This window comes from Streptomyces sp. NPDC030021, from assembly GCF_055574035.1.
The window spans coordinates 15849-27043 of the sequence record NZ_JBVIAH010000043.1; the positions used below are offsets into that span (position 1 = coordinate 15849).

Consider the following 11195-nt stretch of genomic DNA (forward strand, 5'->3'; position numbering starts at 1 on the left):
CTTACGTGGATCGTACGTACAAGAAGGGGTGGATGGAGAACTGTGAAGGGCCGTTACCTGAGCCTGGCCGCGTCAGGCGCCGCGCTGTGCCTGACTGCCGTGACGCTGACGGGCTGCGGAGCCATCGGCGGGCTCACCGGAGACAACGAGGTGACCCTGCGGGTCGTGGCGGCCGACTACGGGGACAATCCGCAGAACTCCTCCGAGGCTTACTGGAAGGACCTCGCCGCGGGCTTCGAGAAGGCCAACCCGGGCACCAAGGTCGAGGTCAGCGTCTACTCCTGGTCCGAGGTCGACGCCAAGGTCGCCGAGATGGTCAAGGCCGGCAAGGCCCCCGACATAGCCCAGATCGGCGCCTACTCCGACTACGCGGCCGCCGGCAAGCTGTACTCGGCGGAAGAGCTGCTCTCCGTGAAGACCGAGGCCGACTTCCTCGGGCCGCTCGCGGACGCCGGCAAGGTCAAGCAGGTCCAGTACGGCATGCCCTTCGTGTCCAGCACCCGCCTGCTCTTCTACAACGAGAAGCTGCTCGCCGACGCCGGCGTGATCGGCAAGGACGCCAAGGGCTGGCAGCCGAAGAGCTGGGCGGACCTGGAAGCCGCCGCCAAGAAGCTCAAGGCCGCCAACGTGCCCACGCCCTTCGCGCTGCCGCTGGGCCGCGAGGAGGCGCAGGCCGAGACGATGATGTGGATGCTCGCGGGCGGTGGCGGCTACACCGACAACGAGGAGTCGTACTCGATCGACTCCGCCCCCAACGTCAAGGCGCTGGAGTTCCTGCGGGACAAGATGGTCGGCCAGGGGCTGACCGGCCCCGTGGAGCCCGGCAAGCTGGACCGCCAGGCCGCCTTCGACGGCTTCACCAAGGGCGAGGTCGGCATGCTCAACGGGCACCCGACGCTGCTCAAGCAGGCCGCGGCCAAGGGCGTGAAGTTCGGCATGGTGCCGCTGCCCACGTCCGACGGCAGCGATCAGCCCGCGATGGGCGTCGCGGACTGGGTCATGGCCTTCAAGAACGGCCACCGCCAGGAGTCCGGCAAGTTCCTGGACTTCCTGTACCAGCCGAAGAACGTGACGGCCTTCACCGACAAGTACGACCTGCTGCCCGCCACCACCAGCGGCTACCAGGCCAAGCAGGCCGCCACCGGCGGCTCGGCCCTGCAGCTGAAGCCCTTCCTGGCGGCACTGCCCAGCTCCCGGCTGTACCCGGTCGGCAAGAAGTCCTGGGCGGGCGTCAGCGAGGACATCAAGCAGAACATCGGCAAGACCGTCCAGCCGGGCGGACAGCCCGCGAAGGTGCTGGAGCAGGTCGCCGCCGCCGCCCGGGCGGCGGACCCGCGCTGACCGGTGGCGGCGGGCCGGGTGTCAGAGCGCGGCGTTAATCTGGCCGTATGACGGACGAGGGGCAGTTGACGGCCACGGAGGCCGCGGTGCTCGCGTACGAGGGACGCACCTGGGCCGGGCCCGGAGCCAAGGAACGGGCCATCCGGGAGGGGCTGGGGATGGCCCCTGTCCGCTACTACCAGTTGCTCAACGCACTGATGGACGACCCGCGGGCACTGGCCCACGCCCCGGGCACGGTGAACCGGCTGCGCAGGATCCGCGAGGCCCAGCGAGCCCGGCGATAGCCGTAGCCGTGGCACCGCCCGGCCGTTAGGGTCGTGCGTATGGGGAGTCATCCGCACGACCTGCCGATGCCCGTCACCGCAGCCGGACGCGAGGGACTCGCGGCCCTGCTCCGCGCACCCCGCCGGTCCGTGGTCGCACTGGACTTCGACGGCACCCTCGCCGACATCGTCCCGGACCCGGACCAGGCCCGAGCCCACCCCGGAGCCGTCCCGGCCCTGTCCGTACTCGCCCCCGAGGTCGACTCGGTGGCGGTGATCACCGGACGGCCGGCGGGCGTCGCCGTCCGCTACGGGGGCTTCGCCGGAGTCCCCGGCCTGCAGCACCTGGTCGTCCTCGGCCACTACGGAGCCGAACGGTGGGACGCCGTCAGCGGCATCGTCCACGCGCCCGCCGAGCACCCCGGGGTGGCGGCGGTCCGGGCGGAGCTGCCGGGGTTCCTGGACTCCATCGGGGCCTGGCGCGGCACCTGGATCGAGGAGAAGGGCCGGGCACTGGCCGTGCACACCCGGCGGGCGGAGGATCCGGCGGCGGCCTTCGCGGCGCTGCGGGAGCCGCTGGCGGAGCTCGCGGCGCGGCACGGGCTGATGGTCGAGCCGGGGCGGGCGGTGCTGGAGCTGAGGCCGCCCGGCATGGACAAGGGCGTCGCCCTGACCGAGTTCCTGGCGGAGCGGGGCGCGGAGGCGGTGCTGTACGCGGGCGACGACCTGGGTGACCTGGCGGCGTACTCGGCGGTCGAGAAGCGCCGGGCCGAGGGCCTGCCGGGGCTGCTGGTGTGCAGTGGCTCCGCCGAGGTCCCCGAGCTCGCCGCGCGGGCCGACCTGGTCCTCCCGGGCCCGGGCACGGTCGCCGCCTTCCTGGCCGCCCTGGCCACCGCCATCCGTACCTGAGCGTCCGCTGCGGGGGCGCTGCCCCCGGACCCCCGCGCCTCAAACGCCGGCGAGGCTGGAATGGCGGGGTCTGGGGCGGAGCCCCAGCAGCGGCGCTGCAGGGATGGCTCAGGCCAGGGCCGACAGCTGGGCTTTGAACCAGGCCGTCGGGGGGAGGGACGTCGCCGCCGCCGCGAGGCGTTTGGTGCGTTCCGCGCGCTCACCCACCGGCATGGCCAGCGCCGCGTGGAGCGCGTCCGCCGTCGCCGTCACGTCGAACGGGTTCACCGTCAGCGCGTCCTGGCGGAGCTCCTCGTACGCCCCCGCCCCGGTGGACAGCACCAGCACGCACCCCGCCTCCGACACCACCGGGATCTCCTTCGCCACCAGGTTCATCCCGTCCCGCACCGGGTTCACCAGCGCCACGTCCGCCAGCCGGTACGCCGCCAGCGAGCGTGCGAAGTCGTCCTTCACCGACACCAGCACCGGCTGCCAGTCCTCCGTACCGAACTCCGCGTTGATCTCCGCCGCCAGCTCCGCCACCGCCGCCGTGTACTCCCGGTACACCGTCAGGTCCTGCCGCGACGGGTACGCCGACGCGAGGTGGACCACCCGGCCCCGCCACTGCGGGCGCGTGGTCAGCAGTTCCCGGTAGGCCAGCAGGCCGCGCAGGATGTTCTTCGACAGCTCCGTGCGGTCCACGCGGACGATCGTCCGCAGGCCGTCGACCTCCGCCCGCAGCTCCGCCAGCTTGGCGTTCACCTCCGGCCGGTGCGCCAGCGCCCGCAGCTCGTCCCCGTCCACGCCCAGTGGGTACGCGCGCACGTGCGTGGTGCGGGTGGACCACACCGTGTACCGGCGGTGCTCCACCACCGAGCCGTCGCGCACCTCGGACCGCCCCCACGCGTCGTCGAGCCGCGCCGAGCCCAGGAACTCGGCCGCCCACGCCTCGGTGTGGAAGCCGAGCACGTCCGCGCCGAGCATGCCCCACAGCAGGGTCTCGCGGACCACGTCCGGCAGGATGGCGAGATAGCCGGGCGCGGCCCACGGGGTGTGCGTGAAGTGCGCGATCCGCAGGTCGGGGCGGAGCACCCGCAGCAGTCCGGGCACCAGGGCCAGGTGGTAGTCCTGGACCAGCACCTGCGCGCCCTCGGCGGCCTCCTCGGCCAGGGCCTCGGCGAAGGCGTGGTTGTAGCGCTCGTACGACTCCCACTGCCGCCGGAACTCGGCGTCGAAGACCGGCTCGCGCGGAATGTCGTACAGGTGGTGGTGCGTGAACCACAGCACAGAATTGGCGATCCCGTTGTACGCGTCGTCATACATCGTGGGATCGATGTCCAGCATCCGGACGCCCGGCTCGGCCACGCCCCGGCGGACCGCCTCCCGGTCCGCGTCCGACAGCGCCGCGCAGATCCACAGCGCCTCCGGCTGCTCGGCGAGGGCCGTGGAGAGTCCGGAGACGAGACCGCCTCCGCCGCGCCGGGCACTGAGCGTCCCGTCCTCTGCGAGGGCGTAGGAGAGGGGGCCGCGGTTCGCTGCGACGAGCACCTGGGAAGCCATGCGGCCAACCTAGCCCGGCCCGGGCCCGCTCAAACCGTACGTTCCCTCACGCCACGCGACGCAGCGCGTACTCCTTGATGCCCGCCATCGGCGGCCGCTCCTCCGTGTCCACGGGATGCGTCCGCGGTACGAAGCCCTCCGGCCCGCGCTCGAACTGCGTGAGCTCCGGCCGTACGAGGTGCCCGCGCGAGAGCCGTACCTGGGCGGTGCGGTAGATCGCAGCGGCCATCCGGCCCAGCGCCTGCCCGTCCTGGTGGCGGTGGACCCGTACGCCCACGTCCACCTGGGCCAGCGCGTCCAGCCCGACCGTGTGCAGCGCGTCGACCAGCAGGCCCAGCTCGACGCCGTACCCGACGGGGAACGGCAGCCGTTCCAGCAGGGAGCGGCGTACGGCGTACTCGCCGCCCAGCGGCTGCACGAAGCCGGCCAGTTGCGGCCAGTGGAGGTTGAGGAGCGGGCGGGCGACCAGCTCGGTGACCCGGCCGCCCTGCCCCGGGGCGTCCCCGAGCGGGCGGTCGTACATCGCCTTGACGAACTGCACGTCGGGATCGGTCAGCAGCGGTCCGACGATGCCGGAGACGAAGGTGGCGGAGAAGTCCCGCAGGTCGGCGTCGACGAAGCAGACGATGTCCCCGCCGGTGGCCAGCAGCGAGCGCCACAGCACCTCGCCCTTGCCGGGCAGCGCCGGGAGGCGGGGCAGGATCTCGTCGCGGTGCACCACCCGGGCCCCGGCCTTCGCCGCGACCTCCGCGGTCCGGTCGGCGGAGCCCGAGTCGATGACGACCAGCTCGTCGACCAGGGGGACCGGCAGTCCCTCGATCAGCTCACGCCGGACGGTCTCGACGATCGCGCCGACCGTCGCCTCCTCGTCCAGCGCGGGCAGCACGACGCTGACCGTGGTCCCGGCCGCCCGTTTCCGGTCGAGCAGCTGGGCGAGCGGTCGGTCGGCGGCGGACCAGGAGCGGTCGGCCAGCCATCGCTCCACCTCTTCCAGCACTCTCAGCACTCCCTGCGTGTCGGCGATATTCGCCCTTATGTGATCCATCTCGCGGTTCGGACGGCTGTCTCAACCGCCCGGGCCTTCGGTTACAGTCTTGAACAACGCGAAGGACCACCGCATGCCGGGGGTCCCCGCCTACAAACGCACCGGCGCGCCATAGAGCGCGTGTGCCGGTGCCATACCGCTCATCCAGAGGGGCAGAGGGACACGGCCCGTTGAAGCCCCGGCAACCCTCCAGTCGGTTCTCGCGATCGCGCGTCAGCGCTCGTCAGCGAGGTCCCCGGCTAGGGAAGGTGCCAATTCCGTCTCATGGCGAAGTGCGCCATGGGGAAGATGAGGAGAAAGGGCCTCGCCATCATGGCTGCACAGACTGTCGCCACCTCTGTTGATCTCGGACCTGCCACCGGCCTTTCCTGTCGCGAGTGCGGTACCCGCTTCGAACTCGGCCCCATCTTCGCGTGCGCCGAGTGCTTCGGACCGCTGGAAGTCGCCTACGACCTCCCGACCGGTGACCCCGAGGCCCTGCGCGCCGCGATCGAGGCCGGCCCGAACAACATCTGGCGCTACGCGCCGCTGCTGCCCGTCCCCGCGGACGTGGCCGCCAAGCCCAGCCTGAACCCCGGCTTCACCAAGCTCGTGGACGCGGCCAACCTGGCCAAGGAGCTGGGCATCACCGGCAAGCTCTACGTCAAGGACGACTCCGGCAACCCGACGCACTCCTTCAAGGACCGCGTCGTGGCCATCGCCGTCGAGGCCGCCCGCGCCTTCGGCTTCACCACCCTGTCCTGCTCCTCGACCGGCAACCTGGCCGGCGCCGTCGGCGCCGCGGCCGCCCGGGCCGGCTTCCGCTCCTGCGTGTTCATCCCGCACGACCTGGAGCAGGGCAAGGTCGTCATGGCCGGTGTGTACGGCGGCGACCTGGTCGGCATCGAGGGCAACTACGACGACGTGAACCGCTTCTGCTCCGAGCTCATCGGCGACCCGCTGGGCGAGGGCTGGGGCTTCGTCAACGTCAACCTGCGCCCGTACTACGGCGAGGGCTCCAAGACGCTCGCGTACGAGATCTGCGAGCAGCTCGGCTGGCAGCTGCCCGACCAGATCGTGATCCCGATCGCGTCCGGCTCGCAGCTGACGAAGATCGACAAGGGTCTGCAGGAGCTCATCAAGCTCGGCCTCGTCGAGGACAAGCCGTACAAGATCTTCGGCGCCCAGGCCGAGGGCTGCTCCCCGGTGTCCACCGCCTTCAAGGCCGGTCACGACGTGGTCCGCCCGCAGAAGCCGAACACCATCGCCAAGTCGCTGGCCATCGGCAACCCGGCGGACGGCCCGTACGTCCTGGACATCGCCCGCCGCACCGGCGGTTTCGTCGAGGACGTCACCGACGAGCAGGTGGTCGAGGCCATCAAGATCCTCGCGCAGACCGAGGGCATCTTCGGCGAGACCGCGGGCGGTGTGACCGTCGGCGTGACGAAGAAGCTCATCGACAACGGGCAGCTCGACCCGACGCTGACCACCGTCGTCCTCAACACCGGTGACGGCCTCAAGACCCTGGAGGCGGTGGCCGCGGACAGCGGGCAGACCGCCACCATCCGCCCGAGCCTGGACGCGTTCCGCGCCGCCGGCCTGGCCTAGGGGGCGTCCGGCGGGTCATGGTCGGGCCTGACCCGCCGGACACCCCCTCCCCTTCTCCTCCGCCCTACCGGAAAGGCAGTAGCGCCATGAGCGTCAACGTCCGCATCCCCACCATCCTGCGCACCTACACCGGCGGCGTCGCCGAGGTCCCGGCCGAGGGTACGACCCTCGCCGAGGTCATCGAGTCCCTGGAGAAGAACCACCCGGGCATCGCCGCGCGCGTCCTGGACGACCAGGGCAAGCTGCGCCGTTTCGTGAACGTCTACGTCAACGACGACGACGTGCGCTTCGAGGGCGGGCTGCAGGCTGCGACGCCCGACGGCGCCGGCGTCTCGATCATCCCGGCCGTCGCCGGCGGTTGCTGATTCTCCGGTTCTCTCCCGGTTCTCCCGGGTCACCGCTCAGGTGACACGCGCAAACCGAAATTGCCCCCTCCGCTAAAAACGGAGGGGGCAATTCTGCTTGATTGGGCACGGTAGGGTTGGGGAAGTCCCCTCCGCTGTTCTTGCCCCCTGCATATGAACGGGCCGCGCAAGGGTCGACATCGGGCCAACATGCGAGTGCGGTATGAGGCTTTGGCGAGATATGTCAGGCCCGAGTTGCCCGGGAGTATGGCAAATTTTCACTCTATTTCAATCTTTCTCGGTGTCCAGAATTCTCATCGGATTGACCTGTTGCAGACAGCATCCGCGCAGATACATTCAGCCTCGGTCGACGCGTTCCGACGCAAGTTCTGACCCGGGATCGTGAAGTGCGTTCCTGCGCAAGGGCCAGTAATAGGGGAGTTAGGCATGGCTCAGGGCACCGTCAAGTGGTTCAACGCGGAGAAGGGCTACGGCTTCATCGCGGTCGACGGTGGTGCGGATGTGTTCGTCCACTACAGCGCCATCCAGATGGACGGGTACCGCACCCTTGAAGAGGGTCAGCGGGTCGAGTTCGAGATCTCGCAGGGCCAGAAGGGTCCGCAGGCGGACATGGTCAAGCTCGCACTCGGCTAGTCCTGGCGCGATCGACCACCGATGCACAGTCTTCAGCGAAGACCTGGAACACCACGAGGGGCCCACATCCTGGACACGGGATGGGGGCCCCTCGTGCGTAGGCCCGGTAGTGGCGGGGTGTTGCCCCAAGCCGCTTGCACTCGGGGGGGTCGAGTGCTAATCATTGGCGTTAGCACTCTCCTGGTGAGAGTGCTACTGAAACGAGGACCGGGTCGGTGAGGCCCGCAGGGTCCGGTGGGAAGGAACCGCCGGGCACGCAGGCCGTCCGTCGCGGGCGCGGGCGCGGTCCGGAGCAATCCACCGCTGTCCGGGAGGACCACTTCAGATGGCCAAGATCATTGCGTTCGACGAGGAGGCCCGCCGCGGCCTCGAGCGTGGGATGAACCAGCTCGCCGACGCCGTCAAGGTCACCCTTGGCCCCAAGGGTCGCAACGTCGTCCTTGAGAAGAAGTGGGGCGCCCCCACGATCACCAACGATGGTGTCTCCATCGCCAAGGAGATCGAGCTCGAGGACCCGTACGAGAAGATCGGCGCCGAGCTGGTCAAGGAAGTCGCCAAGAAGACGGACGACGTCGCCGGCGACGGTACGACCACCGCCACCGTTCTCGCCCAGGCGCTCGTCCGCGAGGGTCTGCGCAACGTGGCCGCGGGTGCGAACCCGATGGCCCTCAAGCGTGGTATCGAGAAGGCCGTCGAGGCCGTCTCCGCCGCCCTGCTCGCCCAGGCCAAGGATGTCGAGACCAAGGAGCAGATCGCTTCCACGGCCTCCATCTCCGCCGCCGACACCCAGATCGGCGAGCTCATCGCCGAGGCCATGGACAAGGTCGGCAAGGAAGGCGTCATCACCGTCGAGGAGTCCCAGACCTTCGGTCTGGAGCTGGAGCTCACCGAGGGTATGCGCTTCGACAAGGGCTACATCTCGGCGTACTTCGCCACCGACATGGAGCGCATGGAGTCGTCCCTCGACGACCCGTACATCCTGATCGTCAACTCCAAGATCGGCTCGGTCAAGGACCTGCTGCCGCTCCTGGAGAAGGTCATGCAGTCCGGCAAGCCGCTGCTGATCATCGCCGAGGACGTCGAGGGCGAGGCCCTGTCGACCCTGGTCGTCAACAAGATCCGTGGCACCTTCAAGTCCGTCGCCGTCAAGGCCCCGGGCTTCGGTGACCGCCGCAAGGCCATGCTCGGTGACATCGCCATCCTCACGGGCGGCACGGTCATCTCCGAGGAGGTCGGCCTCAAGCTGGAGAACGCCGGTCTCGACCTGCTCGGCCGCGCCCGCAAGGTCGTCATCACCAAGGACGAGACCACCATCGTCGACGGTGCCGGTGACAGCGACCAGGTCGCCGGTCGCGTGAACCAGATCCGCGCCGAGATCGAGAACTCCGACTCGGACTACGACCGCGAGAAGCTCCAGGAGCGCCTCGCGAAGCTGGCCGGCGGCGTGGCCGTCATCAAGGCCGGTGCCGCGACCGAGGTCGAGCTCAAGGAGCGCAAGCACCGCATCGAGGACGCCGTTCGCAACGCGAAGGCGGCCGTCGAGGAGGGCATCGTCGCCGGTGGTGGCGTGGCCCTGCTGCAGGCCTCCGCGGTCTTCGACAAGCTGGAGCTTGAGGGTGACGAGGCGACCGGCGCCAACGCCGTGAAGCTCGCGCTGGAGGCCCCGCTCAAGCAGATCGCCGTCAACGGTGGTCTTGAGGGTGGCGTCGTCGTCGAGAAGGTGCGCAACCTGCCGATCGGTCACGGCCTGAACGCCGCGACCGGCGAGTACGTCGACATGATCGCCGAGGGCATCATCGACCCGGCGAAGGTCACGCGCTCCGCGCTGCAGAACGCCGCGTCGATCGCCGCGCTGTTCCTGACGACCGAGGCCGTCATCGCCGACAAGCCCGAGAAGGCCGGTGCCCCCGCGGGCGGCGGCATGCCGGGTGGTGACATGGACTTCTGATCGACCCCGGCTCCGGCCACTGGTTGATCGGCTGTTCTCGAACGAGGGCGGCACCCCCACGGGGGTGCCGCCCTCGGGCGTTTCCAGGTTCCCGGAATCAGAAGCCGGTGGTGTCGATCGCGAAGTCGAACGGCTCCGGGACGTGCAGGGGCTTGCCGAAGGACACCGTCGTGCGGGAGCGGTACCCGTGCGGGGAGGGGTCCCAGAAGCAGGTGATCTCCGAGTCCTGCATGTCGACGACCAGGTAGACGGGTACGAGACGTCCGTAGACGTCGAGCTTCTCGTTCCAGTCGGCGTCTTTGGTGGAGACGGACGTGAACTCTCCGACCAGGGACAGTGCCGCTCCGTCCGCATGAAGCCCGTCCTCTTCGAAGGCTGCCTCGTCCGCGACATACAGGTCCGGTCCGTAGCCGCGCTCTGCCGAGGGGAACCGGAAGAGGAAGGGGGAGGTGTCAGCGAAGTGACCTTCGGGCACGTGGGACTGGAGCTGCTCGCGCAACAGGCGCATGCGACGGGAGTAGCGCAGCCTGGAAAACGGTGACACGACGATCTTCCCCCGGATGAGCTCGGCCTTGAATCCGTCTGGCGTGTCCATCTCCGCGACCGTTCGCAGAAGGTCCTCGAAGGCTGGTGGCGCCGACGACGTCTCTATGGGTGTGGCCCGTTCGATCATGATCGTCACCGTTGTCCTCCGCGTGGCGTGCCGTGCACTGGGCGTGAACCCCGTTCCAGGCTAGCGGCGTGGGGACAGGCGTGCCCGGCCCGCGGGGCGTTCGCCGTCGATCGGGGGGTAAACCGCTGGCCGGGGCGGGTGTGGCCGTGTGGTGGTACGCCATGGGCAATTCCGTCGCGTACCCGTCGGTGCTGGGCCCCGGGCGGCTGGGCTGCTGAGGCCGTCGCCCCGGTCCGCATAGGCTGGGTGCATGGCTGATCTCTTCGTCAAGATCTGCGGGCTCAGGACCGCGCACGATGTCGACGTGGCCGTGGCCGCCGGGGCGGACGCCGTCGGGTTCGTCTTCGCGCCCGGCAGCCCGCGGACCGTGGATGCCGCCACCGCGCGGGAGCTGGCCGCGCGGGTGCCGGACGGGGTGCTCACCGTCGGCGTGTTCCGGGGGCAGGCGGTGGCGGAGGTGCGCCGGTTCGCCGAGGAGAGCGGTGTGCGCGGGGTGCAGCTGCACGGCGAGGAGGGGCCCGAGGACTTCGCGGCGCTGCGCGCCGAGGGCCGGACCCTGCTGCGGGCCACCGCCGAACGCGTGCGGCGCTGTGGTGAGTACGGCGAGGACCTGCTGCTGCTGGACGCGCCCGACCCGGGCTCCGGCAAGCCGTGGAACTGGGGCGCGGCGGACTTCACCGCGCCCGAGGGGCGCTGGCTGCTCGCCGGAGGGCTGAACCCGGGCAACGTACGGGAGGCGCTCGCGGCCACCGGGGCGTGGGGCGTGGACGTGTCCAGCGGGGTGGAGCGGGAGCGCGGCGTGAAGTCGCCGGAGCTGATCCGCGCGTTCGTCGAGGCCGCCCGGGGCTGACGGCCCTGCGGGCGGCGCGGCAGGTGTTTGGCGCTGGCCGTG

General features: G+C 70.2%; 11 protein-coding genes and 1 riboswitch. Of the genes, 8 read left to right on the top strand and 3 right to left on the bottom strand.

From position 1 onward, the window contains the following. Positions 1–42: 42 nt before the first annotated feature. Genes ACZ4YL_RS40845 through otsB form a run of 3 tightly spaced genes read left to right on the top strand, consistent with a single transcriptional unit; the run spans position 43 to position 2513 of the window. Positions 43–1341, top strand: a complete 1299-nt coding sequence (locus tag ACZ4YL_RS40845) for an extracellular solute-binding protein (RefSeq protein ID WP_468123541.1) — start codon at positions 43–45, stop codon at positions 1339–1341. 47 nt (positions 1342–1388) lie between these two features. Next, positions 1389–1625 carry a DUF3263 domain-containing protein gene (locus ACZ4YL_RS40850; RefSeq protein ID WP_468123542.1) on the top strand — a complete coding sequence of 79 codons (237 nt, stop codon included), beginning with the start codon at positions 1389–1391 and terminating at the stop codon, positions 1623–1625. Between the two features lie 39 nt (positions 1626–1664). Beyond that, positions 1665–2513, top strand: coding sequence for a trehalose-phosphatase (gene otsB / locus ACZ4YL_RS40855; protein ID WP_468123543.1), 849 nt, complete (start codon positions 1665–1667; stop codon positions 2511–2513). Between the two features lie 108 nt (positions 2514–2621). Here the strand turns inward: otsB and ACZ4YL_RS40860 are convergent, their stop codons facing one another. Both ACZ4YL_RS40860 and ACZ4YL_RS40865 read right to left on the bottom strand, forming a co-directional pair. Next, positions 2622–4052 (bottom strand): alpha,alpha-trehalose-phosphate synthase (UDP-forming), encoded by a 1431-nt coding sequence (locus ACZ4YL_RS40860; protein WP_468123545.1) that lies wholly within the window; start codon positions 4050–4052, stop codon positions 2622–2624. 46 nt (positions 4053–4098) lie between these two features. Then, positions 4099–5049 carry a glucosyl-3-phosphoglycerate synthase gene (locus ACZ4YL_RS40865; RefSeq protein WP_468123546.1) on the bottom strand — a complete coding sequence of 317 codons (951 nt, stop codon included), beginning with the start codon at positions 5047–5049 and terminating at the stop codon, positions 4099–4101. Positions 5050–5234: 185 nt separating this feature from the next. Then, a riboswitch (SAM riboswitch) is annotated at positions 5235–5392 on the top strand. 17 nt (positions 5393–5409) lie between these two features. Here ACZ4YL_RS40865 and thrC point away from each other — a divergent pair. From thrC to groL, 4 genes are all read left to right on the top strand, one after another. Then, the gene (gene thrC / locus ACZ4YL_RS40870) at positions 5410–6684 is read left to right on the top strand and encodes a threonine synthase (RefSeq protein ID WP_468123547.1); all 1275 of its coding nucleotides are present in this window, start codon (positions 5410–5412) and stop codon (positions 6682–6684) included. 86 nt (positions 6685–6770) lie between these two features. Continuing rightward, positions 6771–7049: a MoaD/ThiS family protein gene (locus tag ACZ4YL_RS40875; RefSeq protein WP_468123549.1), complete on the top strand. Its 279-nt coding sequence runs from the start codon at positions 6771–6773 to the stop codon at positions 7047–7049. 426 nt (positions 7050–7475) lie between these two features. After that, positions 7476–7682, top strand: a complete 207-nt coding sequence (locus ACZ4YL_RS40880; protein WP_030009783.1) for a cold-shock protein — start codon at positions 7476–7478, stop codon at positions 7680–7682. Positions 7683–8007: 325 nt separating this feature from the next. Next, positions 8008–9630 (top strand): chaperonin GroEL, encoded by a 1623-nt coding sequence (gene groL, locus ACZ4YL_RS40885; RefSeq protein ID WP_030727571.1) that lies wholly within the window; start codon positions 8008–8010, stop codon positions 9628–9630. Between the two features lie 97 nt (positions 9631–9727). Here groL and ACZ4YL_RS40890 read toward each other — a convergent pair whose 3' ends face one another. Then, positions 9728–10225 (bottom strand): Uma2 family endonuclease, encoded by a 498-nt coding sequence (locus ACZ4YL_RS40890; RefSeq protein WP_468123550.1) that lies wholly within the window; start codon positions 10223–10225, stop codon positions 9728–9730. A 328-nt stretch (positions 10226–10553) separates the two neighbouring features. Between ACZ4YL_RS40890 and ACZ4YL_RS40895 the strand changes: the two genes are divergently transcribed. After that, complete coding sequence (locus tag ACZ4YL_RS40895; RefSeq protein ID WP_301369971.1) at positions 10554–11153, top strand: phosphoribosylanthranilate isomerase; 600 nt, start codon at positions 10554–10556, stop codon at positions 11151–11153. Positions 11154–11195: the final 42 nt, after the last annotated feature.

Coding starts and splice junctions, on each gene's coding strand:
- ACZ4YL_RS40850 (WP_468123542.1), top strand. CDS start 1,389: ATGACGGACGAGGGGCAGTTGACGGCCACGGAGGCCGCGGTGCTCGCG.
- otsB (WP_468123543.1), top strand. CDS start 1,665: ATGGGGAGTCATCCGCACGACCTGCCGATGCCCGTCACCGCAGCCGGA.
- ACZ4YL_RS40860 (WP_468123545.1), bottom strand. CDS start 4,052: ATGGCTTCCCAGGTGCTCGTCGCAGCGAACCGCGGCCCCCTCTCCTAC.
- thrC (WP_468123547.1), top strand. CDS start 5,410: ATGGCTGCACAGACTGTCGCCACCTCTGTTGATCTCGGACCTGCCACC.
- ACZ4YL_RS40875 (WP_468123549.1), top strand. CDS start 6,771: ATGAGCGTCAACGTCCGCATCCCCACCATCCTGCGCACCTACACCGGC.
- ACZ4YL_RS40880 (WP_030009783.1), top strand. CDS start 7,476: ATGGCTCAGGGCACCGTCAAGTGGTTCAACGCGGAGAAGGGCTACGGC.
- groL (WP_030727571.1), top strand. CDS start 8,008: ATGGCCAAGATCATTGCGTTCGACGAGGAGGCCCGCCGCGGCCTCGAG.
- ACZ4YL_RS40890 (WP_468123550.1), bottom strand. CDS start 10,225: ATGGACACGCCAGACGGATTCAAGGCCGAGCTCATCCGGGGGAAGATC.
- ACZ4YL_RS40895 (WP_301369971.1), top strand. CDS start 10,554: ATGGCTGATCTCTTCGTCAAGATCTGCGGGCTCAGGACCGCGCACGAT.